The sequence below is a fragment of the uncultured Roseobacter sp. genome, assembly GCF_947493125.1.
Classification (GTDB): Bacteria; Pseudomonadota; Alphaproteobacteria; order Rhodobacterales; family Rhodobacteraceae; genus Roseobacter.
This window is the reverse complement of the sequence record NZ_CANLQB010000004.1, coordinates 301,632-319,372: the sequence shown is the minus strand read 5'-3', so window position 1 is coordinate 319,372 and position 17,741 is coordinate 301,632. Positions and strand designations below refer to the sequence as shown.

At 58.5% G+C, this 17,741-nt stretch carries 16 protein-coding genes; 8 read left to right on the top strand and 8 right to left on the bottom strand.

Annotated elements, in window-relative coordinates; translation table 11 throughout:
• The first annotated feature begins 314 nt into the window (after positions 1 to 314).
• Positions 315 to 800: a thioesterase family protein gene (locus tag Q1A71_RS10725; RefSeq protein ID WP_299675285.1), complete on the top strand. Its 486-nt coding sequence runs from the start codon at positions 315 to 317 to the stop codon at positions 798 to 800.
• A gap of 82 nt (positions 801 to 882) precedes the next feature.
• Here Q1A71_RS10725 and pgi read toward each other — a convergent pair whose 3' ends face one another.
• From pgi to zwf, 3 genes are read right to left on the bottom strand one after another with little or no spacing between them, the layout of a single operon-like run.
• Positions 883 to 2,484, bottom strand: a complete 1,602-nt coding sequence (gene pgi / locus Q1A71_RS10720) for a glucose-6-phosphate isomerase (RefSeq protein WP_299675282.1) — start codon at positions 2,482 to 2,484, stop codon at positions 883 to 885.
• Positions 2,472 to 3,143 carry a 6-phosphogluconolactonase gene (gene pgl / locus Q1A71_RS10715; protein ID WP_299675279.1) on the bottom strand — a complete coding sequence of 224 codons (672 nt, stop codon included), beginning with the start codon at positions 3,141 to 3,143 and terminating at the stop codon, positions 2,472 to 2,474. Before pgl ends, pgi begins: the two co-directional genes overlap by 13 nt.
• Positions 3,140 to 4,606 (bottom strand): glucose-6-phosphate dehydrogenase, encoded by a 1,467-nt coding sequence (gene zwf / locus Q1A71_RS10710; protein ID WP_299675276.1) that lies wholly within the window; start codon positions 4,604 to 4,606, stop codon positions 3,140 to 3,142. The genes pgl and zwf overlap by 4 nt, the downstream gene beginning before the upstream one ends.
• Before the next feature lie 172 nt (positions 4,607 to 4,778).
• Here zwf and Q1A71_RS10705 point away from each other — a divergent pair, with 172 nt between their 5' ends.
• Positions 4,779 to 5,726: a radical SAM protein gene (locus Q1A71_RS10705; RefSeq protein ID WP_299675273.1), complete on the top strand. Its 948-nt coding sequence runs from the start codon at positions 4,779 to 4,781 to the stop codon at positions 5,724 to 5,726.
• 3 nt (positions 5,727 to 5,729) lie between these two features.
• Here the strand turns inward: Q1A71_RS10705 and Q1A71_RS10700 are convergent, their stop codons facing one another.
• On the bottom strand, positions 5,730 to 5,999 hold the full coding sequence (locus tag Q1A71_RS10700) for an usg protein (protein ID WP_299675270.1): 270 nt from the start codon (positions 5,997 to 5,999) through the stop codon (positions 5,730 to 5,732).
• A 229-nt stretch (positions 6,000 to 6,228) separates the two neighbouring features.
• Here Q1A71_RS10700 and gyrA point away from each other — a divergent pair, with 229 nt between their 5' ends.
• Together gyrA and Q1A71_RS10690 are read left to right on the top strand one after the other, a co-directional pair.
• The gene (gyrA, locus tag Q1A71_RS10695) at positions 6,229 to 8,943 is read left to right on the top strand and encodes a DNA gyrase subunit A (protein ID WP_299675267.1); all 2,715 of its coding nucleotides are present in this window, start codon (positions 6,229 to 6,231) and stop codon (positions 8,941 to 8,943) included.
• A gap of 359 nt (positions 8,944 to 9,302) precedes the next feature.
• Positions 9,303 to 9,653, top strand: a complete 351-nt coding sequence (locus tag Q1A71_RS10690) for a DUF6614 family protein (RefSeq protein ID WP_299675264.1) — start codon at positions 9,303 to 9,305, stop codon at positions 9,651 to 9,653.
• Between the two features lie 4 nt (positions 9,654 to 9,657).
• On the opposite strand, the gene Q1A71_RS10685 is transcribed toward Q1A71_RS10690, so the two are convergent.
• The 3 genes from Q1A71_RS10685 to Q1A71_RS10675 are packed head-to-tail and all read right to left on the bottom strand — an operon-like array spanning position 9,658 to position 13,103.
• On the bottom strand, positions 9,658 to 11,133 hold the full coding sequence (locus Q1A71_RS10685) for a carboxypeptidase M32 (RefSeq protein ID WP_299675260.1): 1,476 nt from the start codon (positions 11,131 to 11,133) through the stop codon (positions 9,658 to 9,660).
• On the bottom strand, positions 11,133 to 12,281 hold the full coding sequence (ctaA, locus tag Q1A71_RS10680) for a heme A synthase (RefSeq protein WP_299675257.1): 1,149 nt from the start codon (positions 12,279 to 12,281) through the stop codon (positions 11,133 to 11,135). The genes Q1A71_RS10685 and ctaA overlap by 1 nt, the downstream gene beginning before the upstream one ends.
• Before the next feature lie 57 nt (positions 12,282 to 12,338).
• Entirely contained in the window at positions 12,339 to 13,103 is a 765-nt protein-coding gene (locus tag Q1A71_RS10675) for an RNA methyltransferase (RefSeq protein WP_299675229.1), read from the bottom strand.
• A 143-nt stretch (positions 13,104 to 13,246) separates the two neighbouring features.
• On the opposite strand from Q1A71_RS10675, the gene Q1A71_RS10670 reads away from it, so the two are divergent.
• Positions 13,247 to 13,867, top strand: a complete 621-nt coding sequence (locus tag Q1A71_RS10670) for a thiamine phosphate synthase (RefSeq protein WP_299675227.1) — start codon at positions 13,247 to 13,249, stop codon at positions 13,865 to 13,867.
• Positions 13,868 to 13,870: 3 nt separating this feature from the next.
• Here the strand turns inward: Q1A71_RS10670 and Q1A71_RS10665 are convergent, their stop codons facing one another.
• Positions 13,871 to 14,971 (bottom strand): HupE/UreJ family protein, encoded by a 1,101-nt coding sequence (locus Q1A71_RS10665; RefSeq protein ID WP_299675224.1) that lies wholly within the window; start codon positions 14,969 to 14,971, stop codon positions 13,871 to 13,873.
• Here Q1A71_RS10665 and Q1A71_RS10660 point away from each other — a divergent pair.
• The 3 genes from Q1A71_RS10660 to Q1A71_RS10650 are packed head-to-tail and all read left to right on the top strand — an operon-like array spanning position 14,955 to position 17,692.
• Positions 14,955 to 15,827 (top strand): DUF4198 domain-containing protein, encoded by an 873-nt coding sequence (locus tag Q1A71_RS10660; RefSeq protein WP_299675220.1) that lies wholly within the window; start codon positions 14,955 to 14,957, stop codon positions 15,825 to 15,827. The genes Q1A71_RS10665 and Q1A71_RS10660 overlap by 17 nt on opposite strands.
• 42 nt (positions 15,828 to 15,869) lie before the next feature.
• Entirely contained in the window at positions 15,870 to 16,763 is an 894-nt protein-coding gene (locus Q1A71_RS10655; protein ID WP_299675217.1) for a PfkB family carbohydrate kinase, read from the top strand.
• On the top strand, positions 16,760 to 17,692 hold the full coding sequence (locus tag Q1A71_RS10650; protein WP_299675214.1) for a pseudouridine-5'-phosphate glycosidase: 933 nt from the start codon (positions 16,760 to 16,762) through the stop codon (positions 17,690 to 17,692). Before Q1A71_RS10655 ends, Q1A71_RS10650 begins: the two co-directional genes overlap by 4 nt.
• The last annotated feature ends 49 nt before the right edge of the window (positions 17,693 to 17,741 follow it).

The following is a 17,741-nucleotide window of genomic DNA, read 5'->3' as shown; positions in this document are numbered from 1 at the left end:
GTTAAATCTAAAGTTGCATTCTGTTCTACGGCTTTTTTGCTGGATGTGGGGCAAAACTGCATAGGCCTGTCAGGATGTTTGAAAAAGTGGCCCGCAGGTCACGCTTCGGTGCCGGTTTAGATGAACCATACGCGTTCCAGCGGTATCTTGCCTGTAGTGGCGCCCAACTGCAGGCTTCTGAGGAGTGGCAGAGCATGCCCGGTCTGCGTCCGGTTCGATCAGAGCACAGGTCGAACGGCTCTGATCTCGCAAAACTGACGTGATGCGGCGCGACGGGCTTGGCACGGATGAGCTTAGACCCTAAGCCAAGGCGCATGGATTTGATTTACCACAGCCCTCTCTCACCCGAGATGCAAGCTCAGTTCGGCATCACCCCTCCCGCCCCGCTGGCAATGGCCGACAAGGTGCGCTTTTCCGAGCTTGATGTACTCAATCACGTGAACAACGCCGTCTATATGCAGTGGTTTGAGCGGCTGCGCATTCGCTATACCCAGGACTGGCAGCTGTCACGCTGCATGGGCGAAGGCGACGACCCGCGGATTGTGATCCGATCAGGCCAGATCCACTATCGACAGGAAATGCGGATGGATGAGAACTATATCGTCACCTGTGCATGCACCGCATTCCGCAGAACTTCGTTTTCACTGGCACAGCAACTGTGGGCTGGTGGAACACTTCGGGCGACGTTTGATTGCGTCTTGGTCTTGCTGACGTCTGATGGCTCCGCGCGTTACCCGATTCCGGCGCATGTGCGCCGACGATTTGAAGATGTGGACGGGGCGCGGAATGATGCGATTTGACCGTCTCGGTCAGAGAGTTCATCACGCAGTCCAGCGCAGCCGCAGGATCCGGCAGGTACGGTGGGCTTTCAGGCCACCGCTCCTAGCTTCGATGCTTCTGTAGAAAGTCGACCAACTCGGCAGTCGAGCCGTCTTTATCACTGGTATCGACCGTGCCCTCGATGATCGGCTGAAGCGCCGTGGCTAACTCCTTTCCGAGCTCAACGCCCCATTGGTCATACGAGTTGATCCCCAGCACCGCGCCTTCTACGAATACGCGATGCTCATAAAGGGCAATGATTTGTCCAAGTGTGAAGGGATCCAGCTTTGGATAGGCGAGTGTTGTTGAAGGCCGGCTTCCGGCGAAGACGCGATGTCTGGCCTGTCGCTCCAGTTCGGTCCCGCTCAGACCAGCGTCGGCCATCTTGTCCCGCGCCTCGTCAATGCTGCGACCCCGCATAAGCGCTTCGGCTTGCGCAAGGCAGTTTGCCACCAGCAGGTCGTGGTGATGGGTGAGCTCTGGTTCGTGGCCTTCAGCCGCAATCATAAATTCGCACGGCACAATCCGGGTGCCCTGATGGATCAATTGATAGAAGGCATGCTGGCCATTGGTTCCTGCCGCACCCCAGACGATGGGGCCGCTGGACACAGTCACCGGGGTGCCATCCATCTGAACGGACTTCCCGTTCGACTCCATCTCCAGTTGCTGAAGATAGTCCGGCAATCGGGCCAAACGTTGGTCGTATGGAAGGACAGCGCGGCTTGCATGCCCACACACCTGTGCATGCCAAACGCCGACGAGTGCGAGCAGCGCAGGCAGGTTCTCTGACCAGTCTGCGGTTTGGAAGTGCCGGTCCATCGCCTGCCCACCGCGTAGGAAAGCATCGAAGCCTTTGGGCCCAATCGCGATCATAAGCGACAGACCAATCGGTCCCCAGACTGAGTAGCGCCCCCCAACCCAATCCTCGAAACCGAACACCCGTTCAGCCGGAATGCCGAAGTCGCGTGTCTTGTCTTCGGCTGTACTTAGAGCAGCGAACTGCGTGCTTGGATCACCCCCATGGTCCTGCATCCAGGCCTTGGCCGTTCGGGCGTTGGTCATCGTTTCAATGGTTGTGAACGTCTTGGACGCAACAATCACAAGAGTGGTTTTCGCATCAAGGCCGCGCAGCGTGTCGGCGATATGCGCTCCGTCGACGTTCGATACGAAATGGCAGCGAGGGCCGTCGTGGTAGGGCGCCAACGCATCCACCGCCATGGCCGGGCCAAGATCGGACCCTCCGATGCCGATGTTCACGACGTCTGTCACACCATTCTCGCGAATGTGATTGGCATAGATGCGCATGCGATCCAGCGTCGCAAGCACCCCCGGCATGATGTCAAATCCATCAACAAAGATCGGGCCGCCATCGAGATTCCGCAAAGCGGTATGGAGAACGGCGCGACCTTCGGTGTCGTTGATTGGCGCGCCGGAGAACATAGCCGCACGTTTGCTGCCCAGATCTGCAGCGTCGAGCAAACCGATCAGGGCCGCCCGCGTTTCTCGATCGATATTGGTCTTGGAGTAGTCCAAGAGCATGTCGCCTGTTTGAGCCGAGAAATCGGATGCGCGTGTCGCATCGTCAAACAGGGATAAAATCGACCGGTCTTTGGTCTGTTCATGGCGCGCCGTCAGCGCGTCCCATTGAGACTTTAGGCTGCCCAATGCACGGTTCCTCCCGAGATAACGGCTGAGATCGGCGCTTCTGCGGGTGACAGCGTTTGCGCCCTATCAAAGGCCGCGCGCTTGTCATCACCGAAGATCACAAGGTGCTTGTCCATCGCTCCGTCCAAGGCAGGCGCGCTCAGTGTGATACGTGCTTCGGGTTGATCGGCTGGTGTCACCGCGCAGACGAGCGGTGCGTCCCGGGACATGGCGGCCTCGGTGCCGGTTGCGCCGGGGAAGAGTGAGGCGGTGTGCATGTCCGCCCCCATGCCCAGCAGCAGGACGGAGATCGGCACTTCTCCCGCGAGGTCAGAGGCGACCAGCGGCGCGGCCTCCTTCGCGCTCATGCCGTCTCGATAAAAGGAGATGAACTTTGCAGCCGCCGCGTTGCCGGTCAAAAGCCGCGACTTCACCAGCCCTGCATTCGAACGCGCATGATCTTCCGGCACCCAGCGTTCGTCGGTCAGCATGACATGCACACGGTCCCAATTGATCTCGACTGAGCTCATCGCATCGAAGATGGGCCCCGGTGTCGTTCCGCCCGGCACGGCAAAGCTGGCAAACTCATGCTGTAGAAGGCACTTGCGCAGGTCGCTGGTGATCGCATGGGCCACGTTCATGATCGCCATGTCGCGATCCGCATTCTCATTGAACATCATGGGGTCACCTCTCGCCAGTCCCGATCGTCACGACGCATCAGCTGAGCGGCGGCATCCGGCCCCGCGCTGTGGCTGTCGTAAGGCTTGGGCACATCGCCGCGATTTGTCCAGCCTTCGATGATCGGATCGGTCCAGGCCCAAGCCGCTTCCACCTCGTCGCCGCGCATGAACAGCGTCTGGTTGCCGCGGATCACATCCATGATAAGCCGTTCATACGCATCGACATTTTCGGCGCCATCCGGCCCCAGCGCGTCGGCGAAGGTCATGTCGAGTGGGACGTCGATGAGCCGCATTCCGCCGGGGCCAGGCTCCTTGATGGTCACGCCGAGCTTGATGCCTTCGTTAGGCTGCAGGCGAATGGAGAGCACATTGCGATGCCGCCCCGCTTCCTCGCCAAAGATCGAATGCGGGGTGTCCTTGAAGACAATCGAAATCTCCGAGGACCGCGCCACCAGCCGTTTGCCGGTGCGCAGGTAAAACGGGGTGCCCGCCCACCGCCAATTGGCAATATGGGTCTTGAGGGCAATGAAGCTTTCCGTCTTCGACGTCGGATTTTCGACGGCTGTGCGATAGTTGGGCAGATTTTCGGGATCGGTTGGGTCGGCGTCATACTGGCCGCGCACGATGTGATGCGGCTCTACGGGTTCTAAGGCGCGGATCACCTTGAGCTTTTCATCGCGCACAGCATCCGGGTCAAACCGCGCCGGAGGCTCCATCGCGATCAGGCACAACAGCTGCATCAGGTGGTTCTGCACCATATCGCGCATCGCACCCGACTTGTCGTAGTATTCGCCGCGCCCGCCTACCCCAACCGTCTCTGCGACGGTGATCTGGATATGATCGACAAACTGGCTATTCCAGAGCGGCTCGAACAGCATGTTGCCAAAGCGCACGGCCATTAGGTTTTGCACCGTTTCCTTGCCGAGATAGTGGTCGATCCGATAAATCTGGCCCTCGTCAAAGAAGGCGGCAAGGTCCTGATTGAGCTGACGCGCACTGCTCAGATCCCGGCCAAAGGGTTTCTCCACCACGATGCGGCTGTCATCATCCGTCAGCCCATGGTTGTTCAGACGTTCAGCCAGGTCACCGAAGAGACCGGGCGCGACGGAGAAGTAAAAAGCGCGCACGACTTTACGGCGCATGTGCTGGGCCAGTTCGCTCCAACCGTTTTCGCCGCGCGCGTCGATGGCGACATAAGACAGGTTTTCCAGAAATGCGGTGAGCTTGCCTTGGTCGACGTCTGATCGAACACTGAATTCAACAATCGCTTCGCCGACCATGCTCCGATAGTCGGCGTCATCCATTTCGGCCCGCGCGGCGCCGACCACCCGAGCATCCTTCGGCATCTGGCCGGCGCAGTACCGTCGAAAAAGCCCCGGTAGTATTTTCCGTCGCGCCAGGTCACCGGTGCCCCCAAAAATCACAAGATCGAAGGGATCGACGGGAATAACGCGCGAGACCATCACTCATCTTCCTAAAATTTGAGGCGCAGTGGCCAAGGTTTATGTTAGCGCAAACATGTTTCTTATAAAACCCGATCACAAGAGCGTGCAAGTCGAATGAATGCGGTTCTCTTGCCTTTAGGTATCCCCTACCACACATTCACGGCAATACGCACCTAAGGACCACGACCCGATGAAAGATCTGGCACTCGCCAACGCAGGCAAATTCATGGACCCGACTGTGACTGCAAGTGGCGACCCGCGGGCGACAGTTGCTCTGACCGCTCCGAAGACGCTGTGGTTCAACACCGGAACGCTTTGTAATATCGAATGCCTGAACTGCTACATTGAGAGCAGCCCGTCCAATGATCGCCTTGTTTACATCACGGCAGACGAGGTGACCGATTATCTGAACCAGATTGAGGAGCGTGGCTGGCCAATCAGCGAAATAGCGTTCACCGGCGGCGAGCCCTTCATGAACCCTGACATGATAGAGATGGCACGTCGATCGCTTTCCAACGGCTATGACGTGTTGATACTCACAAACGCCATGCGTCCGATGATGCGGTCCAAGATGCAGGACGGTCTAAAGGAGTTGAACGCGGCCTATCCGGGCAAGCTGACCTTGCGGGTTTCCGTCGATCATTATGACGCCGACTTACATGATGCAGAGCGTGGTACCGGGGCGTTCAGCAAGACACTGGCAGGTATGGTCTGGTTGAGGGACAACGGTTTTCGCATGGCTGTGGCTGGCAGGTCTGTGATGGCGCATGACGAGGCTGAGAGCCGAGCCGGATATGCCGCCTTTTTTGCAAAGCATGGGTTTGACATCGATGCACAAGACCCGTCGATGACAGTTCTCTTTCCCGAAATGGACGAGACGGTCGAGGTGCCCGAGATCACCGCGGCGTGTTGGGGCATCCTGAACAAGTCGCCCGATGCGCTGATGTGTGCCTCGTCGAGGATGGTGGTCAAGCGCAAGGGCGCAGAGCGTCCTGCCGTTTTGGCCTGTACGTTATTGCCCTATTCGCCCGAGTTCGAACTCGGATCCGACCTGAAGGACGCCGAAGGCGCTGTGGCGCTCAATCACCCCCATTGCGCAAAGTTTTGCGTGCTGGGCGGTGCGAGTTGTTCGGCCTGACAGCTAGTGCAGCGTAAACTCTCCGGTCACGTTGCGCCATTCGCCTGGGCTGATCATCTTTCGATGTGTGAAGCGGACGGAGTGCAGCGCACCTTCAATCTCTGACTGCCAGAAATCGACAAATTCGAAAAGCCGGGGGTGATCCGGCGCAAGATCGTATTCCTGCCAGATGAAGGTGTTCAACACATGTGTGTAGTCCGGCATATGGTAGAAAAACTCGGCCGTTGTCAGGCCGTAGCCTTTGAGCATCAATTCAGTTTCAGATCGGGTCATGTTTGTCCTCGCCACTGGTTAACAAACCCAGAATGACAGGATCAGATTACTTTTCAATGAAAACAGCATGTTGTCACTTGTATGGTCCGGCTGCCAGACGGAGCGGAGATGAAGGATTGCACCCGATATGTCCCCTCTGATAGAGTTAACCCACAAGATATAGACCCTGCGGAAAAATCGGGCAGCCTACGTGAGCGATACACCACAACCCCCTGAAAGTGATGATGAAATGATCCCGGAACGTCCTGCATACGATGGGCCGACGGTCAGCATCGAGCATGAAATGCGGACGTCGTATCTGGACTATGCGATGTCTGTCATCGTCAGCCGGGCGATCCCCGATTTGCGGGATGGCTTGAAACCAGTACATCGCCGAATCCTCTTTGCGATGCATGAGACGGGCAACAGTCACGACAAGCCGTACCGCAAGTCTGCACGTCCCGTAGGCGACGTGATGGGCCAGTATCACCCGCATGGCGATAGCGCAATTTATGACGCTCTTGTGCGGATGGCCCAGGATTTCTCCATGTCACTGCCGCTGTTGGACGGTCAGGGCAACTTCGGCTCGATGGACGGCGATAACCCGGCGGCCATGCGCTACACTGAAGTGCGCATGGACAAACCTGCGGCCTACCTGCTGAACGACATAGACAAGGACACCGTCGATTTTCAGGACAATTACGACGGCAAGCAGCAAGAGCCCACCGTGCTCCCCGCCCGCTTCCCGAATATGCTGGTCAATGGAGCCGGTGGTATCGCGGTGGGTATGGCCACGAACATCCCGCCGCATAACCTGGGTGAGGTGATCGAGGCCACTCTTGAGCTGATCGAAGATCCGGATCTCACTTCCGAACAGTTGATCGACTACGTCCCCGGCCCGGATTTCCCGACAGGCGGCATTATGCTGGGCCGTTCTGGTGCGCGAAAAGCTTATCTGGAGGGCAGAGGCTCGGTGATTGTCCGAGCAAAGACGCGAATGGAGGAACTCCGAAAGGACCGCTGGGCCATCGTGATCGATGAGATTCCCTATCAGGTGAATAAGTCCACCATGATCGAGAAGATCGCGGAGCAGGTCCGCGAAAAGAAGATCGAAGGCATCGCACATGTCCAGGACGAATCCGACAGAAACGGCGTACGGGTGGTCATCGAGCTGAAGCGCGATGCGGTGTCGGAGGTGGTGCTGAATCAGCTGTACCGCTTTACGCCCATGCAGACCTATTTCGGATGCAATATGCTTGCCTTGAACGGCGGGCGGCCGGAGCAGCTTACGCTTCGGAAGTTCCTGACCTACTTCATTGAATTCCGCGAAGATGTCGTGGCGCGCCGCACGGCATATCTTTTGCGCAAGGCACGAGAGCGCAGTCATATTCTCTGTGGTCTTGCAGTTGCGGTCACAAATATCGACGAGGTGGTTGCAACCATTCGCGCGTCTGCCGATGCGGCTGAAGCGCGTGAAAAGCTAATGACTCGCCGCTGGCCTGCGGAACAGATCCTTGACTACATCGCGCTGATTGATGACCCGACACATACCGCCAATCCGGACGGGACCTACAACCTCTCGGAGATGCAGGCTCGGGCCATTTTGGAGTTGCGACTGCAACGACTCACCCAGATCGGTGTGAAAGAAGTCACCGATGAGTTGGAAGAGCTTGCCGGCAAGATCAAGGAATACCTCGATATTTTGAGCAGTCGTGAGCGGATTATGGCCATCATCGCGGATGAGTTGCGCGAGGTGCGTGATCTCTTCGCAGTTCCGCGCCGCACCGAGATCGTCGACTGGTCTGGCGACATGGAGGACGAAGACCTCATCGCACGCGAGGATATGGTGGTGACCGTGACGGCGGGTGGCTACATCAAACGCACACCCTTGGCGGATTTCCGCAGCCAGCGACGCGGCGGGAAAGGCCTCGCAGGCATGCAGACCAAAGAAGAGGACGTTGTGACCACGCTCTTTGTGGCCAATACACACACCCAACTCCTCTTTTTCACGACGGACGGCATGGCCTACAAGCTGAAGACCTGGCGCTTGCCGCAAGGCGGGCGGACATCGAAGGGCAAGGCGATCGTGAACATTCTGCCGATCCCGTCCGGTGTGTCGGTGGCGGCAATCCTGCCGATTGATCGGGATGAGAAGGATTGGTCAGAGTTACAGATCGTTTTTGCAACATCTGCGGGAACAGTTCGGCGCAACGCTCTGAGCGATTTCACAAACGTGAAATCTAACGGCAAGATCGCGATGAAGTTCGAAGGCGAGCACGCCGAGACAACCCTGATCAATGCTCGCATCGCCTCACCGGACGAAGATGTGATGCTTGTGACGGCCTCCGGTCGGGCGATCCGCTTCCCGTCGACCGATGTGCGCGTGTTCAATTCGCGCAGCTCTGTCGGCGTGCGCGGCGTCAAGCTGAGTGGCAATGACAGAGTTGTTTCAATGTCGATCATCCGACACTTCGACGCGACGGCTGACGAGCGGGCCGCTTACCTGAAGATGCGGCGTGCGATGGCCGGCATTGCTGATGATGGCGACAATGGTGCATCGGATGAGGAAGAAACCAGCGCAAACGCGACCATAAGCCCCGACCGCTACGCGGAGATGTCAGCAGCCGAAAACCTGATCCTGACTCTGACATCCAGCGGTTCAGGCAAGTTGAGCTCCAGCCATGACTACCCCGTGCGCGGTCGCGGCGGTATGGGAGTCCAAGCGATGGACAAGGCGATGCGCGGTGGCGCGCTCATTGCCTCCTTCCCGGTGGAATTGGACGATCAAATCATGCTTGCCACGTCAAAGGGGCAATCAATCCGCGTGCCTGTAGAGGGAATATCCTTCCGGTCCCGATCTGCCGGCGGCGTAAAGGTCTTCAACACTGGCCCTGGCGAGGAGGTTGTCAGCGTGGCGTGGATCGCCGACCAAGGCGAGGATGCGGAGGACGCTCCAGAGAGCTAATTCTGTGTCGACCTAAGTGGCTCGGCTTTAACGTGTCTCTTCGGCGCCGTCGTAGTTGGCGCGCGCTGGTGGGCTTGGAAATGCAAAAGGGCAAAGAGCGGTCGTTTATGTGGTCAATGCCGCTGCCGAACTTTTGCTCGATGGCATCACCATTGGTGGCCGGGATAAATCGGTCATGATCACGGTACGCCGTATGTATGTCCGAGAAACATGAAATAAGGTGTTCGACGTCTCCTAGGTCACAACGGACCGCCGGTTTCCGAAGCAGACCGGTGCAATTTTTGCTCCACGCAATCCTCTTAACGTAGCAGCAAGCATTTCGGCGCACACTTCACTCGTATCGCGCAAGAGGTGTATCTATGAATTTGTACTGCTGCATGATCACGTTGAAGGACGATGCGAAAGCGCTGCTTTTTGCCAAGGCTTTGGACGACTGGATGGGACATCTGCATGCCAATGGCGTTATCGGTGGCTGGCGGCTGATGCGTCGCAAACTTAATCTGGCGGCGGATTGCTATCGCGATTTCATGCTGGAGATCGAAGTGGATGGCCTCTCACAACTGGACGATGCGTTTCGACTGACCGGCACGCATGACGACGATGTGGGCGAGATGCACCGGGCCGTGAATGATCTGATCGCAACTGCCGAATTTGCACTCTACAGGCCCTATCCGGATCTCGAAAGAGCGGAGCGTATGGCACTGCTCTGACCTTCTAAAGTGTGTAAATGTCTGAGAACTTTCTCTTGAGGTAGTTCAATAATGGCGCTTCCGAGGGCTCCAGCCCGCAGGCCTTCGCAATGACGTCACGCGGCTCATAAAGCCCACCGTGAACCTGCACATTCTGGCGCAGCCAGTCGGTTGCGCCTGAGGTGTCCCCTTTCGCCAGTTGACTGTCGAGTGCCGGCACCGCCACCCGCAGTGCCTCGTACAGGCAGCCGGCGTAGACATTGCCGAGGCTGTAGGTCGGAAAATACCCAAAGAGCCCCACGGACCAATGCACATCCTGCAACACCCCGTTCGATGGCTTGTCGACAGCGAATCCAAAGTCTGTTCTGAAACGATCATTCCAGGCGACTTCAAGATCGGATACTTGCAAGTCGCCACTGACAAGTGCACGCTCCAGATCGAAGCGCAGCAGCACATGCAGGTTGTACTGTAATTCATCTGCCTCCGTCCGGATGTATCCATCCGACACTCGGTTTACGCTGGCGTAAAATGTGTCTTCATCCGCGATACCGAAGTCACCGAAAGCATCGCACATTAGACTAAAGAGCCAGCACGTAAAGGCGCGGCTTCGTCCGATCTGGTTTTCGTAGATCCGGCTTTGACTTTCGTGGACCCCCATGGAAACGCCCTGGCCTAGCGGCGTCAGGTGATATCCGCGATCAATGTTTTGCTCATAGGCCGCGTGCCCCACTTCGTGAATCGTTGAATAGAAGCAATTGAACGGATCTTCGACATTGGTCCGCGTGGTAATCCGTACATCAAGGCCCGAGCCGGAACTGAAGGGATGAACGGCTTTGTCCACGCGCCCATATGCCATGTCATAGCCGAAAGTCGTCGCGAGCTGGCGGGCGAGCTTCATTTGCACGGCCTCATCGAACCGCCCGGCAAGTTGTGGTGGGGCTTCGGCATCAAGCACAGCGGCACGCAGATTTGCAAGCTCTGGCCGGAGGGCGCCAAACATCGCCTCCAAATCGGCTCCGCTCGTTCCAGGTTCATAGTCCGCGAGCAGCGCGTCATAGAGATCACCACCGTCGGACAGGGCCTGCGCTTCCTCTTGGCGCAAGCGAATGATTTCGGACAAAATCGGGGTGAAGGCCGCTACATCGTCTTGCGCGCGCGCCTCTGCCCAGATGCCTTGCGCCTCCGACGTGACACGCGCAATTCGGCTTGCGAGTTCAGAGGGGACCTTGCTGTTGCGGTCATAGCTGCGTTGGATATGGCGCAACTGCGCCCTGGAAGTCTGGTCGAGCGCAGCCTGCTTCAGCTCTGCCAACCAGTCACCCACGCGAGAGTCAATGCGACGCGCATGCAAGACACCCGCGATTGCCGCACATTCTTCACTCCGTTGGGCGGCGGCGCCTTTGGGCATCATCGTTTCCTGGTCCCAGTCCAACCGACCTGAAATTTGTGCGAGCGCCTCTGTTTCACGGGTAAAGGCCATCAGTTTTTCATAGGGACCCATCAGCGATCTCCTCTCAGCGATGTTGCGATCGGGTAACCGCTCAAGAACCGTGCACGCAGGATCAGAACCCACAAGATGACGGCCATCAACTGATGCACCAGCGCGATATGAACTGGCGCGCCGTAAAGCACCGTGCCGATCCCGATCACGACCTGAAGCGCAACTGCCGCCAAGACTGCATTGAAGGCAAATCGTGTGGCGGCGTGGGACGACTTGCGCCCGCGCAGCCAAATCACAAGTGCAAACGCCGCAAGCAGATATCCGGTCACTCGGTGAATGAATTGCACGAGCCCGGGGCTCTCGAAGAAATTACGCCAGACCGGATCGAGCACAAATGCGCTTGCGGGGAAGACTTGCCCCCCCATGAGCGGCCAATCCGTGTAGCTTCGTCCCGCGTCGATACCCGCGACAAGCGCTCCAACCAGGATCTGCAGGAAGGCCAGATGCAGAAGTCCCGTCGCCATGCCCCACTGTTTTGTTTCCTTTGCGCGTCTTGCTTGCATCAGATCACCCGATGTGCGCCCCAACTTCAGAACAAACCACGTAATGTAGCCAAGGATCACGAAGGCGAGCCCCAGATGCGTGGCTAACCGGTAACTGGCGACATCGGTCGTACCTTCGCCTTGGGTTACGCCGGAGGCCACCATCCACCAACCAATAGCGCCTTGCGCGCCGCCGAGTGCGCCAAGAAAAAGAAGCCTGGGGGTCCAACCTGGTGGTATCTGGCGGCGGATGGCGAACCAGCCAAAACCAAGTGCCCAAACGAGACCAATCACACGGCCGAGTTGCCTGTGCCCCCATTCCCACCAATAGATGACCTTGAAGTCGTCCAGATCCATCCACTGGTTTTGGATCTGAAACTCATCGATCGCACGATATTTTGCGAACTCGCTTTCCCAGTCGGATGCCGACATCGGTGGCAAAGCGCCCGTGATTGGGCGCCATTCAGTGATGCTGAGGCCGCTATCTGTGAGGCGGGTCAAACCGCCGACGCCGATCATCAGGACCACAAGCGCGAAAAGGATCATCAGCCAGATCCGGATCGCACCACGTGCACCGCTGCGCGCCTGATCAATCCCACCGGGTCGGGCGGCGGGTCGCGTGTCGGTCGTCTCGCCAACCTCTTCGAAGAGCTTGCGCTTGCTCATACGGGTGTCCTTGTGCTGATCTGGCGTTGCATATCTAAATCCATCGCCACACCGCGTCTAGCGCGTCTCGTCGTCGCGCGTTCCCCGCCGAACCAACTGGCGCAGCATCCCGTGCATCATTTGAACATCAGCCCGCGTGAGCGGCATTCGGCTCCACATATTGCGCAGGTTGGTGCGCATAGAGCTTGCCTTATGGTGAGGAAAAAAGAAGCCAGCTGCTTCCATTCTATCCTCATAGTGGGCGGCGAGATGCTCGATCTCCGTCGCGTCAGCCCATTCTGTTCCAGCCATTTCAGTGACTTCGGCGGTGACCCCCGCGGTTGCCCGCCGCCACTCATACGCCACAAGCAGCACGCACTGCGCGAGATTGAGGGACCGAAACTTCGGGTTCACTGGAACTGAGATGATCGCGTTGGCGCGCGCGACATCATCATTCTCAAGCCCGGCCCGCTCAGGCCCGAAGAGCACCGCAATCCGTTGGCCGTCCGCAATTCTCCTTGCAGCGTGGCGCATCGCCTCTTCGGGGCTGAAGACGGTTTTGGTCAAATCGCGGGACCGCGCGGTTGTGGCAAACACGAATGTGCAATCGGCAACCGCTTCGGCCAGATCGTCGGTCAGGCGAGCGTCATCAAGCAGGCGTCCAGCACCGCTTGCCATGGCGACGGCCTTTTGGTTTGGCCAGCCGTCTCGCGGCGCCACAATCCGCATGCGGTCCAAACCGAAATTCCACATTGCACGCGCCGCGGCGCCGATATTCTCGCCCATTTGCGGACGAACGAGGACAAAGGCCGGGGCCTCAGGGGGCTCAACAAATTGGTTCATGGGCGCCTATTACGGTGCCGGCATGCGCGCCGCAAGCAGGTCTGTGGCGCGACAACGCAACCGTTGGTCACTGTCGAGCAAAGACGTTTTCATTCCAGATCACATCCGCTACTGCTCGAAAAAAGACGTCAAGAGGACAGCGCATGGATATGCCCGAGCAGCCGCAGCTCTACCTGATTACGCCACCGGAGTTTGAGCTTGGAACATTTCCAGACGTTTTGGCATCTGTTCTGGACACCCATCCGATTGCCTGCGTCCGGCTTGATCTTTCAACGCGCGACGAAGATCGCGTGGCCCGCGCGGCCGATGCGCTGCGGGAAGTCAGCCATACGCGCGACATTGCCTTGGTGGTAACAGATCACAGTCTGCTGGCGCACCAACTTGGCCTGGACGGCGTGCATCTTGTCGATGCCGCACGGTCCGTGCGGGAGGCGCGGAAAACGCTTGGCGACGATGCGATTGTCGGAACCTTCTGTGGAACCTCCCGGCACGACGGGATGACTGCCGGCGAGGCAGGTGCGGACTACGTGAGTTTTGGTCCGGTGCAGGCGTCAAAGCTCGGAGATGGCCGTTTTGCGGAACAAGATCTCTTTGAATGGTGGTCGGAAATGATTGAGGTTCCGGTGGTTGCCGAAGGTGCACTTGACGAAACCAAGGTGGCTCAACTGGCCCCTTTCACCGACTTCTTTGGCATAGGATCGGAGATTTGGGCCTCTGAAGACCCGGCCGCAGCTCTGGCCGATTTGATTGCGTCACTGTCCTGAGTTTCAAAGGAAAACGCGTTCGACAAACCAATAGGCGCCGACTGCGGCGATAACGCAGGATGCCGGTACCGCAATACGCGACCGGTACCACGACTGCCGGGCAAACCACCCCACGAGCAGGAACGCGATGGCGATCACGGTCAGCTGGCCAATCTCGACGCCGATATTGAAGCCAATGAGCGCGGGTATGAATTGCCCATCCGGCAAGCCGAAGTCCTCGAGAACGGAGGCAAACCCAAGTCCGTGCAACAGGCCAAATCCGAAGATGACCACTGGTCTCCAGGGATTGAGACCTGATGTGAAGACATTTTCGATGGCGACATACACGATGGATGCTGCAATCAGCGGCTCCACGATGCTACCTGGCACGTTGACCCAACCAAGAGCGCCCAGAGCCAGGGTCACGGTGTGCGCCAAGGTGAAGGCACTGACCTGCCAAACCAGTGGTGCGAGCCGTGTGCTCAGGAAGAAGAGGCCGAGGACAAACAGAATGTGATCGAGCCCTTTCGGCAGAATATGGTCAAATCCGACGGGGATGTAGTCGGCGAAGGCTTGCCAGCCCGACGCCGCGCCACCGCCGCCAATGTCGATGTTTGGACTCGTCTCGCCACCACTCAGAAAGCCGGTGTAAGGGTCCTCGACGCCCTGTTGACGTAACACGAGAGCGCCTGCGCCGACTGGCCAACTGATTTCAATCTGTGACGCCTCATCGGGCATTGCTGCCGTCAACCTAAGAACCGAGATCCGGGGCAGATCGGGGCCAAGGTCATTGGGAATGTCCAGACCGTTTTGCCGAAGTTCGAGCGGCACACCAGCGCTTGCCAGCGGACCAGCGTTCCATCTGGAGACAAGCTGGGGGACACGCTCGGCCAACGCGTCCGCAGAAAGCGCACGCAAGTCGGTATACGTGGAGCCCGCGTCATCATCGTTTGTGTTTTCGACGGCGTCCAGATCGACCCCGGCCAGAAACGCCTCCAAATTGATGCGGAGGTCAAGATGAATAACTCCGCCTTCCGTCACTGACAGATCCGCAATTGTCGGCTCTATTTCGTGGGCGTGCAGACGATTGCTGGTGGCGACCAGCGCAGTGGTTGACAAAACCATCAAAAGCAACAGCTTGATTGTTGAAAGTGAAATGGGCGACGTCATGAGAATCTCAGGCTATGTGTTTGCCGTGCTAGTGCTACTAGCTCAGCCGGTTGTTGGCCATGAGTTTTGGATTGATCCGGACCATTATCAGGTCGAGCCGGGTGCGCCCGTCACCGCTCGTCTACGGAACGGCGAGAACTTCAAGGGAATTGAGCTTGCATGGTTTGACAACCGGTTCAGCCGTTTTGAGGCTGCATTCGGCGACGTTGTGCAACCCGTAACCGGACGTGCGGGAGACACACCCGCTTTGCAGATGACGGCGCAACGCGAGGACGGATTGTTGGTCGTACTGCATGAAACGGAACCGTCACGCCTGACGTATAAGGTTTGGGAGAAGTTCCTCAAGTTTGCGGAGCACAAGGACTTCCCGGATGCAGCGCAGATCCACAAGTCAGCGGGATGGCCGATGGAGGGCTTCCGTGAGAGCTATACCCGCCACGCGAAGTCTCTGATCGCGATCGGTTCCGGCGAAGGTCAGGACCGGGCTTTTGGCCTGACGACAGAGTTTGTCGCGCTCAGCAATCCTTATGCGGCTGGTTTTGACGGCACGATGCAGGTGCGGCTCCTTTACGACGCTCAACCGCGTGCGGATGCGCAGGTGGAGGTCTTTGATCTGTCGCCCGCAGGAGAGGTGATCGTCAGCCTGTTCCGCACGGATGGTCATGGCGAGGTGGCTGTTCCAGTGAAAACCGGACACCGCTACCTCTTCGACGCCGTCGTCCTGCGTCCCAGTCCCGAGGCTGGCTCAAGCGAGCGGGCGCCTGTCTGGGAAAGCCTTTGGGCCGCACTCACCTTCTCCGTACCACCATAAGCAGCCCTTGCACCCCGACGTGTTCCCCGCCACAAGACAGGCATGACTGCGGCACCCGACATTCTCTGCATCGGCTCCGTCCTTTGGGATGTGATTGGTCGCTCGGCGAGTGCGATGCGGCAAGGATCAGATGTACCGGGCCGTATCACACGAGTACCGGGTGGTGTTGCGATGAACATCGCAATGACCCTCGTGCGGTTCGGGATGACCCCGGCTCTGCTGACGGCGATTGGGAGAGACGCAGAGGGTGACGAACTGGTGGCGGCCTGCGCGGCGCGCGGCATGATCACCGACACGATCTACCGCTCTGACGATCTGCCAACGGATATCTACATGGCTGTCGAGGGTGCCAACGGTTTGATCGCGGCCATAGCGGACGCCCACTCCCTAGAAGCGGCTGGGCCGAAGATACTTGGCCCGCTCTCTGACGGACGTGTTGCATCTGCCGACAGTCCGTTTGACGGAATCGTCGCTCTCGACGGAAATCTGACGCTCGATCTGCTGACTGAAATCGCCCGGAGTTCCCTCTTTGCCCAGGCGGATCTGCGGATTGCACCCGCCTCACCGGGCAAGGCGGAGCGATTGACACCCTTCCTGTCCGGGCAACGCGGGACGCTCTATCTCAATCTGGAAGAAGCCGGTCTCCTCTGCAACAGAACCTTCACGGGTTCGCGTGCGGCGGCGGAGGGGTTACTGTCGCGCGGCGCCACACGCGTTCTGGTCACGGATGGCGGTGCGGATGCGACGGAAGGTCGGCAGGATGGGCTGCTGACCCAGACGCCACCCCAAGTGCTGGTGGCCCGTGTGACCGGAGCGGGCGACACCTTCATGGCCTCGCATATTGCGGCGGACGCCGGAGGGGCCTCGCCAGAAGACGCACTTGCCAGCGCTCTCCAAGCCGCCGCCACCTATGTTTCAGGAGAAACAAGCTTATGACCCCCCTACCCCTCGTGCGCTCGGCAGAAGTTTCAGCGGCGGTTGCGACCGCAAAACCCATCGTTGCACTTGAGAGTACCATCATCACCCACGGGATGCCCTATCCGCAAAACCTCGATGTCGCGCGGCTGGTCGAGAACGATATCCGCGCCGCAGGAGCGACACCTGCGACGATCGCTGTCATCGAGGGGACCCTGCACATCGGTCTTGATGAGACGCAGCTTGAGCGCCTCGCGCAAACGAAGTCGGTCGCAAAGCTATCTCGTGCAGACCTTGCCGCGTGCATGGCGACCGGCGGTACAGGTGCCACCACTGTTGCAGCCACGATGATCGCTGCTCGACTGGCCGATATAGAGGTCTTTGCCACAGGCGGCATTGGGGGCGTGCATCGTGGCGCGGAAGACAGTTTCGATGTCTCTGCCGACCTCATGGAACTGGCTCAAACCCCGGTCACTGTTGTCGCTGCCGGCGCAAAAGCCATACTTGATGTGGACAAAACCTTGGAGGTTCTCGAAACCCAGGGCGTTCCGGTCATTGCCGTCGGGCAGAACAGTTTTCCCGCATTCTGGAGCGCTCAGTCCCCGCTGCAGGCTCCATTGCGGATGGACACCGCAGCGGAAATTGCGCGCGCGCACCACATGCGTGTCAGGCTTGGCCTACCTGGCGGTCAGCTGGTGGCCAATCCTATCCCCATAGCGGACGAGATCGCGGCGCCTGAACTGGCGCCGATTATTGCTCAAGCACAATCGGACGCCGACCAGCACGGGATCAAGGGAAAAGCGGTTACGCCCTATCTTCTCCAGCGCATTTTTGAGCTGACCAAAGGACGCTCCTTGACGGCCAATATCGCGCTGGTCCGGAACAATGCGAGGCTTGCCGCCGAGATCGCTTCGGAATTGGTCACACTTACTCGTGATGCGGGAAGTTAACAGTGTCGATGCGCAAATCCATTGTGCCACCCGCGCATTGCACCTAACT

Bases quoted from the DNA above. Each gene is read 5' to 3' on its own strand.
- Q1A71_RS10725 (WP_299675285.1), top strand. From the start codon at position 315: ATGGATTTGATTTACCACAGCCCTCTCTCACCCGAGATGCAAGCTCAG.
- pgl (WP_299675279.1), bottom strand. From the start codon at position 3,143: ATGATGTTCAATGAGAATGCGGATCGCGACATGGCGATCATGAACGTG.
- zwf (WP_299675276.1), bottom strand. From the start codon at position 4,606: ATGGTCTCGCGCGTTATTCCCGTCGATCCCTTCGATCTTGTGATTTTT.
- Q1A71_RS10705 (WP_299675273.1), top strand. From the start codon at position 4,779: ATGAAAGATCTGGCACTCGCCAACGCAGGCAAATTCATGGACCCGACT.
- Q1A71_RS10700 (WP_299675270.1), bottom strand. From the start codon at position 5,999: ATGACCCGATCTGAAACTGAATTGATGCTCAAAGGCTACGGCCTGACA.
- gyrA (WP_299675267.1), top strand. From the start codon at position 6,229: ATGATCCCGGAACGTCCTGCATACGATGGGCCGACGGTCAGCATCGAG.
- Q1A71_RS10690 (WP_299675264.1), top strand. From the start codon at position 9,303: ATGAATTTGTACTGCTGCATGATCACGTTGAAGGACGATGCGAAAGCG.
- Q1A71_RS10685 (WP_299675260.1), bottom strand. From the start codon at position 11,133: ATGGGTCCCTATGAAAAACTGATGGCCTTTACCCGTGAAACAGAGGCG.
- ctaA (WP_299675257.1), bottom strand. From the start codon at position 12,281: ATGAGCAAGCGCAAGCTCTTCGAAGAGGTTGGCGAGACGACCGACACG.
- Q1A71_RS10675 (WP_299675229.1), bottom strand. From the start codon at position 13,103: ATGAACCAATTTGTTGAGCCCCCTGAGGCCCCGGCCTTTGTCCTCGTT.
- Q1A71_RS10670 (WP_299675227.1), top strand. From the start codon at position 13,247: ATGGATATGCCCGAGCAGCCGCAGCTCTACCTGATTACGCCACCGGAG.
- Q1A71_RS10665 (WP_299675224.1), bottom strand. From the start codon at position 14,971: ATGGTTTTGTCAACCACTGCGCTGGTCGCCACCAGCAATCGTCTGCAC.
- Q1A71_RS10655 (WP_299675217.1), top strand. From the start codon at position 15,870: ATGACTGCGGCACCCGACATTCTCTGCATCGGCTCCGTCCTTTGGGAT.
- Q1A71_RS10650 (WP_299675214.1), top strand. From the start codon at position 16,760: ATGACCCCCCTACCCCTCGTGCGCTCGGCAGAAGTTTCAGCGGCGGTT.